The following is an 18241-nucleotide window of genomic DNA, read 5'->3' as shown; positions in this document are numbered from 1 at the left end:
TTCGGCCCCGCGTGCGGGGGCATCCGCAGACAGCCGTTGTCCTCATCGCGGTCGCCGGGGCACAGTGGCGCCCCACGAGGCGACTGCCTCATACAACCGGCCCGGACGGACGGAATCCCACGCGTGACGGAGCACCCCACCTCCCACGAAGGCCGGCAGCCTCTCGCGGCGCGGCAGCAGGAGCGCACCCGGCCCCGGCAGCAGGACGCCGCGGCCGCGGGCGCCGCGGCCGCGATCCCGTCGCCGGCCGCCGCGCCGAACCCCGGACCCGCCGCCGTCGCCGAGGCGCAGGCCGCCACCCGCCGCGAGGGCGACCGGCTGCGCTTCGTCGGGGCCGCGACCCGGCGCATCGCCCGCGGCATAGACCTGGACGAGATCGTGCTGGGCCTGTGCCGGGCGAGCGTGCCGACGTTCTCCGACGCGATCCTGGTCTATCTGCGCGACCCGCTGCCGGTCGGCGACGAGCGGCCGGTGAGCCCGTTCGTGCTGCGGCTGCGCCGCTCCGACCGGCTCCGCCACACCGACGAGGAGGGCGGCGAGGCGGGCCCGGAGACGGAGCGGCTGCGGCCGCTGCTGAGCGACCCGACGGCCGACCTGATGCCCGCCGCCGAGCTGTGCGAGGTGCGGGCGGGCGGTGCGCTGGCCGAGGTGCTGCGCGGGGTGCGGCCGGTCTTCGGCGACTCGGCGGCGGCCCGCGCCGCGCTGCCCGAGCTGCTGGGGACCGGGCGTCCGGTCCCCACCGGCCACCGCGCGATCCTGGCCCCGCTGCGCGGCCGGCGCCGGGTGATCGGCGCGGCCGTCTTCGTACGGTCCACCGAGCGGCCCCCGTTCGAGGCCAGCGACCTGCTGGTCGCCGCCCAGCTGGCGACGCACACCGCGCTCGGCATCGACAAGGCCGTGCTGTACGGGCGCGAGGCCTACATCGCCGACGAGTTGCAGCGCACGATGCTCCCCGACTCGCTCCCCCAGCCCACCGGCGTACGCCTCGCCTCCCGCTATCTCCCGGCCGCCGAGACGGCCCGGGTCGGCGGCGACTGGTACGACGCGATCCCGCTGCCCGGCAGCCGGGTCGCCCTGGTCGTCGGGGATGTGATGGGCCACTCCATGACCTCCGCCGCGATCATGGGCCAGCTCCGCACGACGGCCCAGATCCTGGCCCAGCTCGATCTGCCGCCGCAGGAGGTGCTGCACCACCTGGACGAGCAGGCGCAGCGGCTCGGCAGCGACCGCATGGCGACCTGCCTGTACGCGGTGTACGACCCGGTCGCGCACCGGATCACCATCGCCAACGCCGGACACCCGCCGCCCGTGCTGCTCCACCTGGGTGGCCGGGCCGAGGTGCTGCGGGTGCCGCCGGGCGCCCCGATCGGGGTGGGCGGGGTCGACTTCGAGGCCGTGGAGCTGGACGCCCCGGCCGGTGCCACGCTGCTGCTGTACACCGACGGCCTGGTCGAGTCCCGGCTGCGGGACGTGTGGACGGGCATCGAACAGCTGCGGGAGCGCCTCGCGGCGACCGCCCAGCTCACCGGCCCGGACCACGCGCCGCCGCTGGAGGCCCTCTGCGACGACGTCCTCGACATGCTGGGCCCGGGCGACCGGGACGACGACATCGCGCTGCTCGCCGCCCGCTTCGACGGGATCGCGCCGAGCGACGTGGCGTACTGGTATCTGGAGCCGGAGGACGCGGCCCCGGGCCGGGCCCGCAGGCTGGCCCGGCGGGCGCTGAGCCGGTGGGACCTGGAGGAGATGTCCGACGAGGTGGAGCTGCTCATCAGCGAGGTCGTCACCAACGCCGTGCGCTATGCGGAGCGGCCGGTGACGCTGCGGCTGCTGCGGACGGACATCCTGCGCTGCGAGGTCGGCGACGACTCCCCGCAGCTGCCCCGGCAGCGCCGGGCGCGGGACACGGACGAGGGCGGCCGCGGGCTGTTCCTGGTGAACCGGCTGGCCCGGCGGTGGGGTGCGACGCGGCTGTCGACGGGCAAGGTCGTCTGGTTCGAGATGGCGACGCGCGGCTGACCTGACGTACGCGGGAGGGGGGGCGGTGCCGCCATCGGCACCGCCCCCCTCCGTCATACGCGGGTCATACGCGGGTGGTCACTCCCCGAGGAGTCCGCCACCGCCGGGCCGTTCGCCCGGCTGCCCGTCGCTCTCCCCCGGCTGGGGCGGCAGCTCGGGGGTGGTGGGCGGGGTCGTGGGCGGCGTGATGGTCGGCGGGGCCGAGGGGGTCGTCGGGGTCTCGCTGGGCGTCTCGCTCGGGGTCTTGGACGGCGTCTCGGACGGGGTGGGCTTCTCCGACGGGGTCGGCTCCTCCGACGGCGTCTTTGAGGGGGTCGGCGGGGGCGGGACCTCGCCGCGCTCCACGTCCTGGAGGTCGAACCTGGCGTCCGAGCCGCCGCCGAGGGCGCCGAGGGTGTAGTCCGCCCAGATGCGGGCCGGGAAACCACCGCCGTTGGCCCGGCCGGAGTTGGCCGTACCGGTGAGGGAGACCTGCCGTCCGCCCTTGGGCGACTCGCCGAAGAGGGCCACGACCGTGGTCAGCTCCGGGGTGTACCCGGCGAACCAGGCCGACTTGTTCTCCTCCGAGGTGCCCGTCTTGCCCGCCGCCTGGTAGGCGGAGGTGCTGGCCGCGCTGCCGGAGCCGGACTTGACGACGCCGGTGAGCGCGGAGGTCACGGTGTCGGCCGACGCGCGGCTGATCGCCTGCTCCTTCTTGGCCGCCTCCGGCTTCACCGTACGGTCGCGGTGCTCGGCGGACTGGAGGATGTGCGGGGTGACCTTGCGGCCGTGGTTGTCCAGGGTCGCGTAGACCCCCGCCATGTCCCAGGTGGAGGCGTTCATGGTGCCGAGGGTGACGGCGGGGCGCTCGGGGAAGTTCTTGTCCGGTACGCCGAGGGCGAGCGCGGTCCGCTTGGCGGCGGCGGGCGTCACGTCCACGATCATCTGCGCGAAGACGGAGTTGACCGAGCTGTTCATCGCCTTCTGGACGGAGATCGGGCCGTAGCTCCGGTTGTCCTCGTTCTGCGGGCTGAACGGGGTGTCGCTGCCGACGACGGGCCGCTTGCTGGTGCCGTCGTAGACGGTGTTGAGCCCGATCAGATTGCCGTCCTGGGTCTTCGACTCGTTCTCCAGGGCGGCGGCGAGCACCAGCGGCTTGAACGTGGAGGCGGGCTGGTAGTCCTGGCGGGTGGCGTTGTTGACGTAGTGCTTGACGTAGTCCTCGCCGCCGTACATCGCGACGACCTTGCCGGTCTTCGGGTCGACGGAGGTCGCGCCGGCCTGGACGGTGGCGTCGACCTTGTTGCCCTCCCGGTCCAGCTGCGACTCCAGCTCCTTGCCCACCGACTTCTCCAGCTGCTGCTGGCGCTTCTTGTCGATGGTGAGGGTGAACGTCCAGCCGCCGGCCTCACGGTCCTCGGCGGAGATGCCCTGCTTGTCGAGTTCCTTGTTGACCGCCTCGACGAGGTAGCCGGTCTGGCCCTCCATGCCCTTGGCGGGCTTGGGCTTCTGCGGCACGGGGAACTCCTGCTTCGCCCGCTCGGCCTCGGAGAGCCAGCCCATCTCGACCATGTTCTTCAGCGTGTAGGCCCAGCGGTCCTTGACCAGGCGCTTGCCGGTGGGAGTGGCGGTGGCCCAGTCGTACTGGCTGGGGGCCTGGAGGAGCGAGGCGAGGTAGGCGCCCTGGGAGACGTTCAGGTCCTTGGCGTCGACGCCGTAGTACGCCTGGGCGGCCGCCTGGATGCCGCTGGCGCCGCGTCCGTAGTAGGCGGTGTTGATGTACCCGGCGAGGATCTGCCCCTTGGACTGCTTCTGGTCCACCTTCAGCGAGATCACCAGCTCCTGGAGCTTGCGGCTGATGGTGGGGTCCTGCGTCAGGTAGTAGTTCTTCACGTACTGCTGGGTGATGGTCGAACCACCCTGCTTGCCCTTGCCGCTGAGCGTGTTGATCAGACCGCGGGTCGTGCCCTTGAGGTCGATGCCGTCGTCCTCGTAGAAGGTCTTGTTCTCCGCGGCGACGAAGGTGTGCTGGACCTCCTTGGGCACCTGGGCCAGGTCGACGATCTGCCGGTTGACATCGCTGTTGGACCGGGCCAGGAGCGTGCCGTCGCTGTACTGGTAGACGTTGCTCTGCCGCTCGGCCAGGGCGTTGGGCGCGGGCACGTCGACGTACAGGTAGAGCGCGCCGAAGGCGCCCATGCCCAGCAGGATGATCCCGAAGAACGTCCCCAGCAGCTTCTTCCACGTGAAGAGTCTGCGTATGCCGCCGCTCTTCGCAGCCCGGCGCGACTCCCGCACCCGAGCTCGTCGCGCATCCGCTCGACCCATTGCTCTGTTGCTCCCGCTTCTCTGTTCGACCGGCTCGCTCGGTTCACCCAATCCGTTCAGACCTGCCAGCTAACACCGTCGGCAGAGACGAAAGGCAAGCGATCCCGTCTTTTCCGGACGTGACAATCAGCACCCGTTCCCTAGGGAACCGACTCCCGGGGGGTGCACAAGGTTGCGAGAACCGTTAATGTGAAATCACATTGATAGCGCGGCAGCAGCCGCACGGAACGGGGGACCCCATGCCCGGACAGCACGACGGCCACCACCCGGACGCCCCGGCGGCCGAACTCGACATCGACGCCCCCGACATGCCCGCACCGCAGGTCACCGAGGTCACCGCGCATTCGATCCCGGGCGGCCTGGGGCTGCTGCTGACGGTGCTCGGGGTGTTCGCGGGGGTCGGCCTCGCCATCGTCGGCGGCGTGATCGGGGCGGGCGGCAACAACGCGGTCGGCGTCCCGCTCCTCATCCTCGGGGTGCTCCTGGTGATCACCTCGTTCTTCTGCATGAGCGGTGTGAAGATGGTCGCTCCGGGCGAGGCCCGGGTGATCCAGCTCTTCGGCCGGTACGTCGGCACCATCCGCGCCGACGGGCTGCGCTGGATCAACCCGCTGACCTCCAGCCGCAAGATCTCCACCCGGGTCCGCAACCACGAGACCGCCGTCCTCAAGGTCAACGACGCCTACGGCAACCCGATCGAACTGGCCGCGATCGTCGTCTGGAAGGTCGAGGACACCGCCCAGGCCCTCTTCGAGGTCGACGACTTCCTGGAGTTCGTCGCCACCCAGACGGAGGCGGCCGTGCGGCACATCGCCATCGAGTACCCGTACGACGCCCACGAGGAGGACGGCCTCTCGCTGCGCGGCAACGCGGAGGAGATCACCGAGAAGCTGGCCGTGGAGCTGACCGCCCGGGTGAAGGCGGCGGGCGTCCTGATCATCGAGTCCCGCTTCAGCCATCTCGCGTACGCCCCCGAGATCGCCTCCGCCATGCTCCAGCGCCAGCAGGCCGGCGCGGTCGTCGCGGCCCGCCAGCAGATCGTGGAGGGCGCGGTGGGCATGGTCGAGATGGCCCTGACCCGGATCGCCGAGCAGGACATCGTGGAGCTGGACTCCGAGCGGAAGGCGGCCATGGTCAGCAATCTGATGGTGGTGCTGTGCGGTGACCGCGCGGCCCAGCCGGTCCTCAACACGGGCAGCCTCTACCAGTGACCGACCAGACCCCGCCCCGGCGGACGCCGGCCTCCCGGCCGCAGCAGCGCAAGCAGATGCTGCTGCGGCTGGACCCCGCGGTGCACGACGCGCTGGCCCGCTGGGCCTCCGACGAGCTGCGCAGCGCCAACGCGCAGATCGAGTTCCTGCTGCGCCGGGCGCTGAAGGAGGCGGGGCGGCTACCGGGGTCGGCGGCGCCGATCGCCCGCCGGGGAAGGCCGCCGAACCGGCCGCCCGATGAGCCGTCCGGGCCCGACGCGTAGGGAGCCGGCCCGGTCCCGACGTAGGGAGACCTCCACACCCAGGGGCACCTTTCGGACGCGTATACACACCAGGTATACACCCCGTGTAGAGTGCTTGCCATGTCTATCGGTCACACCCTCCTAGGGCTCCTGGAATCCGGCCCCCGCCACGGCTACGACCTGAAGCGGACCTTCGACGAGAAGTTCGGCCAGGACCGCCCGCTCCACTACGGCCAGGTCTACTCGACGATGTCCCGCCTCCTGAAGAACGGGCTCGTCGAGGTCGACGGCATCGAGAGCGAAGGGGGACCCGAGCGCAAGCGGTACGCCATCACGGACGCCGGGATCACCGATGTCTCGCGCTGGCTCATGCAGCCCGAGAAGCCGGAGCCGTACCTCCAGTCGACGCTCTACACCAAGGTCGTCCTGGCGCTCCTGACCGACCGCAGCGCCTCGGGTCTGCTGGACTCCCAGCGCTCGGAGCACCTGCGGATGATGCGCGTCCTCACCGATCGCAAGCGCAAGGGCGACCTCGCCGACCAGCTGATCTGCGACCACGCCCTGTTCCATCTGGAAGCCGATCTGCGCTGGCTGGAACTGACCGCCGCCCGCCTCGACCAGCTCGCCGAGGTGGTGGCCCCGTGATCCCCGAAGGCTCCCTGCTCGCCGCGCACGATCTGCGCAAGACCTACGGCTCCACGCCCGCCCTGGACGGTGCCTCGTTCTCCGTGCACCCGGGCGAGGTCGTCGCCGTGATGGGCCCCTCCGGCTCCGGCAAGTCGACCCTGCTGCACTGTCTGGCCGGGATCGTCACCCCGGACTCCGGCACCATCACCTACGCCGGCCGCGAGCTCTCCGCGATGTCGGACGCCGAGCGCAGCGCCCTGCGCCGCAGCGACTTCGGGTTCGTCTTCCAGTTCGGCCAGCTCGTGCCGGAGCTGACCTGTGTGGAGAACGTGGCCCTGCCGCTGCGGCTGAACGGGGTGAGGCGCAAGGCCGCCGAGCGCACCGCCCGGGAGTGGATGGAGCGCCTGGAGGTCGACGGCCTCGGCGCCAAGCGCCCCGGCGAGGTCTCCGGCGGCCAGGGCCAGCGGGTCGCCGTGGCCCGCGCCCTGGCGGCCTCCCCGAAGGTGATCTTCGCCGACGAGCCGACCGGCGCCCTGGACTCCCTGAACGGCGAGCGGGTGATGGAGCTGTTCACCGAGGCCGCCCGCTCCTCCAACGTGGCGGTGGTCCTGGTGACCCACGAGGCCCGGGTCGCCGCCTACTCCGACCGTGATGTCACCGTGCGCGACGGCCGGGCGCGCGACCTGGAGCACGCCGTATGACGCTGCTCGGCTCCCGTGAGTCCCCCGCCGCCGAACAGGACCGCCCGAAGCCGCCCCCACGCGGTGCGGCCACCCTCCGGGACCTCGGCCTCGGCATCCGGTTCGCCGCCGCCGGGGGCCGCGAGGGCTGGATCCGTACGCTGCTGACGGCAGTCGGCGTCGGCCTCGGGGTCGCGTTGCTGCTGCTCGCCTCCTCCGTACCGCACATGCTGGACGAACGCTCCGCGCGCGACCAGGCCCGCAAGGAGGCGCCCGCCTCCGGCGCGTCCGACGGGCGGGCCGCGAAGTCGGACTCCTCGGTGGTGCGGATCAACACGACCACCGAGTACCACGACCGGACGGTCGAGGGTTACCTGATGCGCGCCGACGGTTCGGCGCCCGTCCTGCCGCCCGGTGTCGAACGCTTCCCCGCGGCGGACGAGATGGTGGTCTCCCCCGCCCTGAAGGAGCTGCTCGCCGACCCCGGCAACGAGCTGCTGCGCGAGCGGCTGCCGTACGGGATCACCGGCACGATCGGTGACGCCGGGCTGCGCTCGCCCAACGAACTCCTCTACTACGCGGGCAGCGAGACCCTGACCCCCGCCGCGGGCGGCCACCGGATCGCCGGGTACGGGGACCCCCGCGAGGCCGATCCGCTGCCGCCGCTGCTGGTCGTGCTGACCGTCATGGTCTGTGTCGTGCTGCTGGTGCCGGTCGCGATCTTCATCGCCACCGCCGTGCGGTTCGGCGGCGACCGGCGCGACCGCAGGCTCGCCGCGCTCCGCCTGGTCGGCGCCGACATCCGTACCACCCGGCGGATCGCCGCCGGGGAGGCGCTGTTCGGCGCGGTCCTCGGGCTGCTGATCGGGCTGGTCCTCTTCCTCGTGGGGCGGCGGTTCGCCGGTGCGGTGGAGATCTGGGACGTCAGCGCGTTCCCGGCGGACCTGGTGCCCGATCCGCTGCTCGCCGCGCTGATCACCGTCGCGGTGCCGCTGACCGCCGTGCTCGTCACGCTGGTCGCGATGCGTTCCGTGGTGATCGAACCGCTCGGTGTCGTACGCCGGGGCCGCGACCGGGGCCGCCGGCTCTGGTGGCGGCTGCTGGTGCCGGTCGCGGGTCTTGCGGTGCTCGGATCCACGGGCCGGATCAGCGCGTACGAGTACGCGCCCCTGAACCCGTACTTCATCGCGACCGGTGCCGTGCTCGTGCTGGTCGGGCTCGCCCTGCTGCTGCCCTGGCTGGTCGAGGCGTGCGTGAACCGGCTGCGCGGCGGCCCGGTCCCCTGGCAGCTGGCCACCCGCAGGCTCCAGTTGAGCAGCGGGGCCGCGGCCCGCGCGGTCAGCGGGGTCACCGTGGCGGTGGCGGGGGCGGTCGCCCTCCAGATGCTGTTCGCCTCGATGAACGCCGACTTCAACCGGATGACCGGCCAGGACCCCACGCGGGCCCAGTTCGCCGCGTATTCCGAGAACGTCACGGGTGAGGCGGCCACCTCCGCCATCGAACAGTTCCGGGCCACCAAGGGCGTGGAGGTGGTCATCGGCTCGGTGGAGGCGTACGCGTCCAAGCCGGGTGTCTACGCCGAGGACGACATCCCGCCCACCACCTCGCTGACCGTCGGCACCTGTGCCACCCTGCGCGAGCTGGCCCGGATCGGCGCCTGCCGGGACGGCGACACGTTCGTCGTCCACCCGGAGAACGACAAGGACATGTCCGCCTGGGTCGACCGGACCGCTCGGAAGGGCGAGGTGGTGGAGGTCGGGTCCGGGACGGGGAAGCCGCTGCGGTGGACGCTGCCCGCCGACTCCCCGACCGTGACGGGGCGCACCGACCCGATGGGCACCCCGCACTGGGGGATCATGGCCACCACCGGGGCGGTCGACGCGGGCAAGCTGCCCGGGGCGACGATCACCGCCCAGATCCGGGTCGACCGGAGCCTGCCGGACGTCGCCGAGTACGTACGGAACACGGCGGCCCGGATCGATCCCGGCATGCGCTTCGCCACCCTCGACTCGGTGGAGCGCGACCGGCAGTACGCCAGCATCCAGACCGGCCTCCAGGTCGGGGCGAGTGTGGTGCTGCTGCTGATCGCCGCCTCGATGCTGGTCTCCCAGCTGGAGCAGTTGCGCGAGCGCAGGCGGCTGCTGTCGGTGCTGGTCGCCTTCGGCACCCGGCGTACGACGCTGGGCTGGTCGGTCCTGTGGCAGACCGCCGTCCCCGTGGTCCTGGGCCTCGCGGTGGCGGTCGCGGGCGGGCTGGGGCTCGGCGCGGTGCTCGCCTGGATGGTCGGGACGAGCGTCTCCGACTGGTGGCTGTTCCTGCCGCTGACGGGGGCCGGGGCAGGGCTGATCCTGCTGGTGACGGCGTTGTCGATGCCGTCGCTGTGGCGGCTGATGCGGCCGGACGGGCTGCGGACGGAGTAGGGGTACGGGGGTGGGGCCGGGCGGAAGTCCGGCCCCACCCCCGTCCGTTCACCCCTCGGAGGGGGCCACCACCCGGACCGGGAGCGGCTGCATCGCCCCGCGCAGCGCGGCGCCGAACTCCTCGAACTCGCCGCCCCGCGCCGACCCGGCCCGCATCGCCAGCGCCACCCGCCGGGTGGGGGCGGGGTGGGCGAAGTACCCGGTGGCCAGGGCGTCGTTGCGGGCGGTCTCCACCGTCACGGCGGTGCGCGGCAGCAGCGTCACCCCGAGCCCGCCCGCGACCAGTTGGACGAGGGTGGAGAGCCCGGCGGCGGTCGTGGTGACCGGCGCCCCTTCCGTACGCCCGGCCTCCCGGCAGATGTCCAGGGCCTGGTCGCGCAGGCAGTGGCCCTCGTCGAGGAGGAGCAGCGGCAGTTCCCGCAGCGCGTCGCGCGGGATGTCGGCGCGGCCGCCGAGCCAGTGGTCCTGCTCCATGACCAGCACGAAGTCCTCGTCGAAGAGCGGGATCTCGCTGACCCCGGGGACCCCGAGCGGCACGGCGAGGAGGAGCAGGTCCAGGCGTCCGGCGGCGAGCCCCTCCAGCAGGGAGGAGGTCTGCTCCTCGTGGACCTGGAGGTCGAGGTCGGGGTAGCGGTCGTGGACCAGCCGGAGGACGGTGGGCAGCAGATACGGGGCGACGGTCGGGATCACGCCGAGCCGGAGCACCCCGGTGAACGGCGCGCGGGCGGCCTCGGCCTCCTCCATCAGCGCCGCGACGGCCTCCAGCACGACACCGGCCCGCACCGCGAGCCGCTCCCCGGCGGGCGAGAGCAGCACCTTGCGCGTCGTACGCTCGATGAGCTGGACACCCAGTGCCTCCTCCAGGGTGGAGACGGCTCCGGAGAGTGCCGGCTGACTCATCCCGATTGCTGCCGCCGCGTCCCGGAAGTGCAGATGTTCCGCCACCGCCGCGAAGGCCCGCAGCTGGGAGAGACTGGGCTGCTTGGCGGCCGACTTACCGGACTGCTTCGGGCGTATGCCCTGTTTTCCCTGCGCCACTGATAGGCACCTCCGATCATCACGACCGAGTGTAGCTATTTCCCTGATCAATGCACTCTGTGCCAAGGTGGATCTCGTCCAACCCTCAGGAAATCTCCCGAAAAGGGATTTCCTATGCTGCAAGGAGAGCGCGTGCTCACTGTCGGTGACAAGTTCCCCGAGTTCGACCTGACCGCTTGTGTTTCGCTGGAGAGCGGCAAGGAGTTCGAGCAGATCAACCACAAGACCTACGAGGGCAAGTGGAAGATCGTCTTCGCGTGGCCGAAGGACTTCACCTTCGTCTGCCCCACGGAGATCGCCGCCTTCGGCAAGCTGAACGAGGAGTTCGCCGACCGCGACGCCCAGGTCCTCGGCTTCTCCGGTGACTCCGAGTTCGTGCACCACGCCTGGCGCAAGGACCACCCGGACCTGACCGACCTGCCCTTCCCGATGCTGGCCGACTCGAAGCACGAGCTCATGCGTGACCTCGGCATCGAGGGCGAGGACGGCTTCGCGCAGCGCGCCGTCTTCATCGTCGACCAGAACAACGAGATCCAGTTCACGATGGTGACCGCCGGTTCCGTGGGCCGTAACCCCAAGGAGGTCCTGCGGGTCCTCGACGCCCTGCAGACCGACGAGCTGTGCCCGTGCAACTGGACCAAGGGCGAGAACACCCTCGACCCGGTCGCGCTCCTCTCGGGCGAGTGAGCTGATACCCATGGCTCTCGACGAACTCAAGTCCGCCGTACCGGACTTCGCCAAGGACCTGAAGCTGAACCTCGGCTCGGTCATCGGCAACAGCGACCTCCCGCAGCAGCAGCTGTGGGGCACCGTGCTGGCCTGCGCGATCGCCTCGCGCTCGCCGCGGGTGCTGCGTGAGCTGGAGCCCGAGGCGAAGGCCAACCTGTCGCCCGAGGCGTACGCCGCGGCGAAGTCGGCGGCCGCCATCATGGCGATGAACAACGTCTTCTACCGGACCCGGCACCTGCTGTCGGACCCGGAGTACGGCACGCTCCGCGCGGGCCTGCGGATGAACGTCATCGGCAACCCGGGCGTGGGGAAGGTCGACTTCGAGCTGTGGTCGCTCGCCGTCTCCGCCATCAACGGCTGCGGCCAGTGCCTGGACTCCCACGAGCAGGTGCTCCGCAAGGCCGGCGTGGACCGCGAGACCATCCAGGAGGCCGTCAAGGTCGCCTCGGTGATCCAGGCGGTCGGTGTGACCCTCGACGCCGAGGCCGTACTCGCCGAGTAGTCACCCGCACCTGATACGAGGAAGAGCCCCGAGGACGACCGACCGTCCCCGGGGCTCTTTCCGTATGTACGCCTACTTCTCCGGCGGTTCGCTCCCGGGCGGCTCCGTGGGCTCGGCCGGGGCGACGGGCTCCGGGTCCGGTCCGTCGTCCGCGGCCGGCTGCGGTGCGGCGGGCGGTGGTGTCGGGGCGACGCCCAGCGCGGTGGCCCCGTGCTGTCCGCCGACCGGGGCGGGGGTCGCGTACGACCGCAGATAGCCGACCACCGTGTTGACGACGGCGACCAGCGGTACGGCGACCACCGCACCGCCGATGCCCGCGACCAGGCCGCCCGTGGCGACCGCGAGTACCACGGCCAGCGGGTGGACCCGCACCGCCCGGCCCAGGATGAACGGCTGGAGGATGTGGCCCTCGATCTGCTGCACCGCCAGCACCACCACCAGCACCATCAGCGCGGTGAACACGCCCTCGGTGACCAGCGCGACGACCACCGCCAGCGCCCCGGAGAGCACGGCACCCAGCAGCGGGATGAAGGCGAACAGGAAGATGAACACGGCCAGCGGCACCGCGAGCGGCACATTGAGGAAGTAGAGGCCCAGGCCGATGAAGATGGCGTCGATCAGGGCGACGAGCACCGTGCCGCGTACGTAGGCGGTCAGCGTGCGCCAGGCGCGCGGCCCGGCCCCGGCGACCCCGGGGCGGGCGGCGGCGGGCACGAGCTTCAGAGACCACTCCCAGATGCGCCTGCCGTCGTAGAGCAGGAAGAGCGTGGAGAACATCGCCAGCAGCAGGCCGGTGAGGAACTCCACCATGAAGGTGACGCCCTGGAGTCCGGCGGAGGTGATCTCCTCCGTGTTGGTGCCGATGGTGTCGTTGAGGTTCTTGGCGATGTCGTTGATCTGCGACTCGGTGACGTGGAAGGGGCTGTCCAGCAGCCAGCGCTTCAACTCGTCGATGCCGTCGCGGACCCGGTCGGAGAGCGTGTCGAGGTTCTCCATCACCTGCCACACCACGAACCAGCCGACCAGGCCGATGACGACGAACCCGAGCACCGCCGTCACGGCGGTGGCGAGCCCGTGCGGCAGCCCGTACCGCTTGAGCCGTACGACGGTCGGCTGGAGCATCGCCGTGATGAGCAGGGCGGCGGAGAAGGCCAGGACGACGAGCTGTACGGCGGTGATGATCTGCATCAGCACCCAGAGGGTCCCCGCGAGGACGAGCAGCCGCCACCCCGCCTCGGCCGCGACCCGCATCCCCCACGGGATCGCCGCGACCGGATCGGGCTTGGCGGCGACGGAGGGGGCGTACGTGGGCGGCGCGGGCACCTGACCGGGCTCGTCGGGGGCGGTGGCGGAGGTCCCGGTCGCCCCGAGGGGCTCGTCGTCCTCCACAGCGCGTGCCCGGCGCTCTTCCAGGCGTGCGCCCAGCTCCGTCAGTTCGGACCCGAAGCGGTCCAGCCAGCCCGGTAGTTTCGACATGTCTCTTTCCCTTCCCCCAACTTCGCTCCCCAGCGCTGCCCGGGATCGCCGGATGCGACCGTACACGCGCGAAGCCCCCCACCGCGCTCGCGGTGGGGGGCTTCGCAGGAGCGTTTCGGCTCCTAGTACCAGTTGTTGGCCTGCCAGAAGGACCAGGCGCCGCACGGGGAGCCGTAGCGGCTGTCCATGTAGCTGAGGCCCCACTTGATCTGGGTGGCCGGGTTGGTCTGCCAGTCGGCGCCGGCGGAAGCCATCTTGTGGCCCGGGAGGGCCTGCATCAGGCCGTACGCCCCGGAGGACGGGTTGGTCGCGCGGTAGTTCCAGGTCGACTCGTGGTTCACGATGTTGCTGAAGCACTGGAACTGGTCCGCGGGGACCATCTGGCGGGCCATCGCCTGCACCTGGGCCACGGTGTACGAGCCCTGCGCGGAGAACGAGGAGGCGTCGCGGACGGAGGACCGGCTGGCACGCTCGGCGGCTTCCTTCTCCTTCTTCGCCTTCTCCGCGGCCCGGCGCTCGGCTTCGGCCTTCGCCTCGGCCTCCGCCTTCTTGGACTTGGCGTCCTTGGCGGCCTGGAGGCGGGCGGACTCCTCGGCGGACTTCTTCGCGGCGGCGTCGGCGGCGGATGCCTGGGCATCGGCCTGCTGCGTCAGCGAAGCGGTCTGGACCTGGGCCTGCTGGCCCGCGGGAATGTCTGCGAGCAGCGTGGTGTCGGCTGCGGCAGCCTCGAAGTTGTTGTCGTCGGCGGCAGGTGCGCCGCCCGCAGCAACGCCTACGACGGCGCCAACGGTGGTGACCGCGGTGGCAGATGCCACGGCGAACCCCCGGACCGAGATCCGGCTCACATGGTGTCCTTCCAGCATCGTCCGCTTAGGTGACCTCGCGGGCGCGTTCGTGCCCCTGGCACTGGCCTCCCTACTGCGTGGGTCACGGGAGGCACGGGCCCGTTGGGCGACCCCTGTTGAGGAGGTCGCCGCGTGGTGCTCGCGGGCGGCATACGGGCGGTCTTGTGTGGAGTTGTGTGGTGCGTGGCACCTCTGGAGGTGCCCAAGTGCCGTATGCGGGGCCTGACGGAAGCAAGACTCTGCCGGACGGGGACGCCACAGGGCAATTCTGTGTTGCGTGGGAAAGGTCACACCCCGTTTGGGCCATCGGTTTCGCGGAAATGACGGCGCAACACGATGCCGCCCGGCTAAGCTCCTTGGCTCACCCGGGCGGCATCAACAGGACATGCAGGTCAGATGTGCCCTTCCTCCAGCATTTCGGTCACCAGTGCGGCGATCTGCGAACGCTCCGAACGCGTGAGCGTCACATGGGCGAAGAGCGGATGACCCTTCAGCTTCTCGACCACGGCGACGACTCCGTCGTACCGGCCGACCCGGAGGTTGTCCCGCTGGGCCACGTCATGGGTGAGCACCACCCGTGAATTCGCCCCGATCCGGGACAACACGGTCAGCAGCACGTTCCGTTCGAGCGACTGCGCCTCGTCCACGATCACGAACGCGTCGTGGAGCGAGCGGCCCCGGATGTGGGTGAGCGGCAGGACCTCCAGCATCCCGCGCCCCAGCACCTCCTCGATGACCTCGCGCCCGGCGACCGCCGAGAGCGTGTCGAAGACCGCCTGCGCCCAGGGGCTCATCTTCTCGGCCTCGCTGCCGGGGAGATAGCCGAGCTCCTGGCCGCCCACCGCGTACAGCGGACGGAAGACCATCACCTTCTTGTGCTGCTGGCGCTCCAGCACCGCCTCCAGCCCCGCGCACAGGGCGAGCGCCGACTTGCCGGTGCCGGCCCGGCCGCCCAGCGAGACGATGCCGACGTCCGGGTCGAGGAGCAGGTCGAGGGCGATCCGCTGCTCGGCGCTGCGGCCGTGGATCCCGAAGGCCTCCCGGTCGCCCCGCACGAGCCGCACATTGCCCTCGGCCGTCACCCGGCCCAGCGCCTTGCCGCGCTCGGACTGGAGGACCAGGCCGGTGTGGACGGGCAGCTCGGCGGCCTCGGGGACGTACAGCGTCTCCTCGGTGAAGAGCAGGTCGACCTGCTCCCCCGAGAGGGACAGCTCGGTCATCCCGGTCCAGCCGGAGTCGGTGATGGCCAGCTCGGCGCGGTACTCCTCGGCCAGCAGGCCGACCGAGGAGGCCTTGATCCGCAGGGGCAGGTCCTTGGAGACGACCGTGACGTCGTACCCCTCCGCCTGGAGGTTGCGGGCGACCGCGAGAATCCGGGAGTCGTTGTCCCCCAGCCGGTAGCCGGCGGGCAGGACGCCGGGGTCGGAGTGGTTGAGTTCGACGCGGAGCGTCCCGCCCAGATCCCCGAGGGGGATCGGGGCGTCCAGCCGGCCGTACCGGATCCGGAAGTCGTCCAGCAGGCGCAGGGCCTGCCGGGCGAAGTATCCGAGCTCCGGATGGTGCCGTTTGGCCTCCAGCTCCGTGACCACGACGATCGGCAGCACGACTTCGTGCTCGTCGAAGCGGGCCATGGCTCCGGGATCGGCCAGCAGGACGCTGGTGTCGAGAACGTATGTGCGCCTGTCGGGCATGCGGCGCTTGCTACTGGTCACCACGGAAGGACGTACCCCCTCGGACGAGGTCGGGGAGTGCGACGAACGGTCGCGGAGCTTCCCGAAGGGAGAGGACGGACCGGGATCGGGCCCTTGTGCTCGGGCCGGACCACGGCCTCCGCGTCGGCCGCAGGCTGACTGCGTCTACGGTCCTTCGTGTGCAAAGGGCCTCCCGGGCGAGCGGACTGGGTGCCGCTCACTTGGATGCGACATCCGCCTGGTTGGTGACCGGATGTCGACCTGTCAGGGGTATTCCCTGTTCGGCCCGAAGCCATGCCGCTGCATATGACACGGTGTGGAGAAGTCCCGGTGGACGCGCGATGACTCACCTATATAGAGGAGTCATCGGCCGGTGCGGGCGGAGGGCCTGTTCAGGCCCCGTAGCGCCGGTGGCGGGCGGCGTAGTCGCGCAGCGCCCGCAGGAAGTCGACCTTGCGGAAGGCCGGCCAGAAGACCTCGCAGAAGTAGTACTCCGAATGGGCGCTCTGCCAGAGCATGAAGCCCGAGAGACGCTGCTCGCCGCTGGTCCGGATCACCAGGTCGGGGTCGGGCTGGCCCCGGGTGTAGAGGTGCTCGGAGATCAGGTCGGTGGAGACGATCTCGGCCAGTTCCTCGAAGGTCGTGCCGCGCTCCGAGTGGTCCAGGAGCAGCGAGCGCACGGCGTCCGCGATCTCCTGGCGGCCGCCGTAGCCCACGGCGACATTGACGATTATCCCCTCGACATGGGACGTCGACTGCTCGGCCTCCTTGAGCACCAGCTGCGTCTCGGCGGGCAGCAGGTCGAGGGTGCCCACGTGGTGGACGCGCCAGCGGCCGTCGGCGGCGAGATTGCGTACGGTGTTCTCGATGATCCGCAGGAGCGGTTTCAGCTCGTGCTCGGGCCGGTCGAAGTTGTCCGTGGAGAGCATCCACAGGGTGACGACCTCGACATCGGTCTCGCTGCACCAGCCGAGCAGCTCGGAGATCTTGTCCGCGCCCGCCTGGTGGCCCTGCACCGCCGAGCCGCCGGACGCCTTCGCCCACCGGCGGTTCCCGTCGAGGATGACCCCGATGTGCTTCGGCACCTGGTCGTGGTCCAGGCGGCCTTCCACCCGGCGCGCGTAGAGCCTGTACACCAGGTCGCGGAAGTTCACTGAGTTCACCCTCTCGGTTCCGTACGGGCCCGGGGCCCGCCCTCCCCGTCGCCGGGGGTCCGGGGTCCACCCCCGCGGGGGGAGCGCTGCGCGGTCCGCACGGACCCGCGCGGGCATGAGCCGCGCCGCACATCGGCATTCCCCGAAGCCGCCACATTACTGCGACCGGGTCACGGGGGCCCAACCCGGTCTGTCACAACTCCGTGATAAGGAGGGAAAGTGACTGATTACCTCTCCCCCGACCTCTCCTACCGCGCTGCCGACACGCGCTACGACTCCATGGAGTACCGCCGCACCGGGCGCAGCGGCCTCAAGCTGCCCGCCCTGTCGCTGGGCCTGTGGCACAACTTCGGCGACGACCGGACGCTGGACTCCCAGCGGGCGATCCTGCGCCGTGCCTTCGATCTCGGGGTGACGCACTTCGACCTGGCCAACAACTACGGGCCGCCGCCCGGCTCGGCCGAGCTGAACTTCGGCAAGCTGTTCGCCCAGGACTTCGCCCCGTACCGGGACGAGCTGGTCATCTCCACCAAGGCCGGATATCTCATGCACCCCGGCCCGTACGGCGAGTGGGGCTCCCGCAAGTATCTGCTGTCCTCGCTCGACGCCTCGCTGAAGCGGATGGGCCTGGAGTACGTCGACATCTTCTACTCGCACCGCTTCGACCCGCACACCCCGCTGGAGGAGACGATGGGCGCCCTGGCGTCCGCCGTGCGGCAGGGCAAGGCGCTGTACGCGGGCGTCTCCTCGTACAACGCGGAGCAGACGGCACAGGCGGCCGGGCTGCTGCGGGAGATGGGCGTCCCGGCCCTGATCCACCAGCCGTCCTACTCCATGATCAACCGCTGGATCGAGGACGACGGCCTCCTCGACACCCTGGAGGCGGCCGGAATGGGCTGCATCTCCTTCGTACCGCTCGCCCAGGGCCTGCTCACGAACAAGTACCTGAAGGGCATCCCGGAGGGCTCGCGCGCCACCCAGGGCAAGTCGCTGGACCCGGGGCTGCTCTCGGACGAGGTCCTGCGCCGGCTGCGCGGCCTGAACGACATCGCGCAGGGGCGCGGCCAGTCGCTCGCCCAGCTGGCCATCGCGTGGGTGCTGCGCGACAGCCGGATGACGTCGGCGCTGATCGGCGCGTCGAGTGTGAAGCAGCTGGAGGAGAACGTGGCGGCGCTGGCCGGACCGGCGCTGACGGCCGCGGAGCTGAAGGAGATCGACGCCTTCGCCGTGGACACCGAGGGCACCAATATCTGGGCGGGACGCGGCTGACGTTCGGTCACAAGGGCTGCGCGACGGTCCT

General features: G+C 71.1%; 15 protein-coding genes. 9 read left to right on the top strand and 6 right to left on the bottom strand.

Translation table 11 applies throughout. The features are described from left to right. Positions 1–123 precede the first annotated feature (123 nt). Positions 124–2019 carry a SpoIIE family protein phosphatase gene (locus GTY67_RS22900; RefSeq protein ID WP_161279825.1) on the top strand — a complete coding sequence of 632 codons (1896 nt, stop codon included), beginning with the start codon at positions 124–126 and terminating at the stop codon, positions 2017–2019. Positions 2020–2097: 78 nt separating this feature from the next. On the opposite strand, the gene GTY67_RS22895 is transcribed toward GTY67_RS22900, so the two are convergent. Then, positions 2098–4326, bottom strand: a complete 2229-nt coding sequence (locus GTY67_RS22895) for a transglycosylase domain-containing protein (protein ID WP_161279824.1) — start codon at positions 4324–4326, stop codon at positions 2098–2100. A 239-nt stretch (positions 4327–4565) separates the two neighbouring features. On the opposite strand from GTY67_RS22895, the gene GTY67_RS22890 reads away from it, so the two are divergent. From GTY67_RS22890 to GTY67_RS22870, 5 genes are all read left to right on the top strand, one after another. Continuing rightward, a complete protein-coding gene (locus GTY67_RS22890; protein ID WP_093690882.1) occupies positions 4566–5537 on the top strand; it encodes an SPFH domain-containing protein in 972 nt (323 codons plus the stop codon). After that, positions 5534–5800, top strand: coding sequence for a hypothetical protein (locus tag GTY67_RS22885; protein WP_093690880.1), 267 nt, complete (start codon positions 5534–5536; stop codon positions 5798–5800). Before GTY67_RS22890 ends, GTY67_RS22885 begins: the two co-directional genes overlap by 4 nt. Positions 5801–5899: 99 nt before the next feature. Beyond that, on the top strand, positions 5900–6424 hold the full coding sequence (locus GTY67_RS22880) for a PadR family transcriptional regulator (protein ID WP_093690878.1): 525 nt from the start codon (positions 5900–5902) through the stop codon (positions 6422–6424). After that, entirely contained in the window at positions 6421–7107 is a 687-nt protein-coding gene (locus tag GTY67_RS22875) for an ABC transporter ATP-binding protein (protein WP_161279823.1), read from the top strand. The genes GTY67_RS22880 and GTY67_RS22875 overlap by 4 nt, the downstream gene beginning before the upstream one ends. Beyond that, positions 7104–9506 carry an FtsX-like permease family protein gene (locus GTY67_RS22870; RefSeq protein ID WP_161279822.1) on the top strand — a complete coding sequence of 801 codons (2403 nt, stop codon included), beginning with the start codon at positions 7104–7106 and terminating at the stop codon, positions 9504–9506. Before GTY67_RS22875 ends, GTY67_RS22870 begins: the two co-directional genes overlap by 4 nt. Before the next feature lie 48 nt (positions 9507–9554). Here the strand turns inward: GTY67_RS22870 and GTY67_RS22865 are convergent, their stop codons facing one another. Then, a complete protein-coding gene (locus GTY67_RS22865; protein ID WP_093690872.1) occupies positions 9555–10544 on the bottom strand; it encodes a hydrogen peroxide-inducible genes activator in 990 nt (329 codons plus the stop codon). 132 nt (positions 10545–10676) lie between these two features. On the opposite strand from GTY67_RS22865, the gene GTY67_RS22860 reads away from it, so the two are divergent. Further along, positions 10677–11231, top strand: a complete 555-nt coding sequence (locus tag GTY67_RS22860; protein WP_007452441.1) for a peroxiredoxin — start codon at positions 10677–10679, stop codon at positions 11229–11231. A 10-nt stretch (positions 11232–11241) separates the two neighbouring features. After that, on the top strand, positions 11242–11775 hold the full coding sequence (locus tag GTY67_RS22855) for an alkyl hydroperoxide reductase (protein WP_161279821.1): 534 nt from the start codon (positions 11242–11244) through the stop codon (positions 11773–11775). A gap of 72 nt (positions 11776–11847) precedes the next feature. Here the strand turns inward: GTY67_RS22855 and GTY67_RS22850 are convergent, their stop codons facing one another. From GTY67_RS22850 to GTY67_RS22835, 4 genes are all read right to left on the bottom strand, one after another. Next, on the bottom strand, positions 11848–13251 hold the full coding sequence (locus GTY67_RS22850) for an AI-2E family transporter (RefSeq protein WP_161279820.1): 1404 nt from the start codon (positions 13249–13251) through the stop codon (positions 11848–11850). 122 nt (positions 13252–13373) lie between these two features. Further along, the gene (locus tag GTY67_RS22845) at positions 13374–14096 is read right to left on the bottom strand and encodes a transglycosylase SLT domain-containing protein (RefSeq protein WP_093690866.1); all 723 of its coding nucleotides are present in this window, start codon (positions 14094–14096) and stop codon (positions 13374–13376) included. 392 nt (positions 14097–14488) lie between these two features. Then, the gene (locus GTY67_RS22840; protein WP_030561348.1) at positions 14489–15811 is read right to left on the bottom strand and encodes a PhoH family protein; all 1323 of its coding nucleotides are present in this window, start codon (positions 15809–15811) and stop codon (positions 14489–14491) included. A gap of 368 nt (positions 15812–16179) precedes the next feature. Then, positions 16180–16941: an isoprenyl transferase gene (locus tag GTY67_RS22835; protein WP_093690864.1), complete on the bottom strand. Its 762-nt coding sequence runs from the start codon at positions 16939–16941 to the stop codon at positions 16180–16182. A gap of 219 nt (positions 16942–17160) precedes the next feature. Between GTY67_RS22835 and mgrA the strand changes: the two genes are divergently transcribed. After that, positions 17161–18210: an L-glyceraldehyde 3-phosphate reductase gene (gene mgrA / locus GTY67_RS22830; RefSeq protein WP_161279819.1), complete on the top strand. Its 1050-nt coding sequence runs from the start codon at positions 17161–17163 to the stop codon at positions 18208–18210. The last annotated feature ends 31 nt before the right edge of the window (positions 18211–18241 follow it).

The sequence above is a fragment of the Streptomyces sp. SID8374 genome, assembly GCF_009865135.1.
GTDB lineage: Bacteria > Actinomycetota > Actinomycetes > Streptomycetales > Streptomycetaceae > Streptomyces.
The sequence above is the reverse complement of the archived record's forward strand: the minus strand, read 5'-3'. Positions and strand labels throughout refer to the sequence as shown.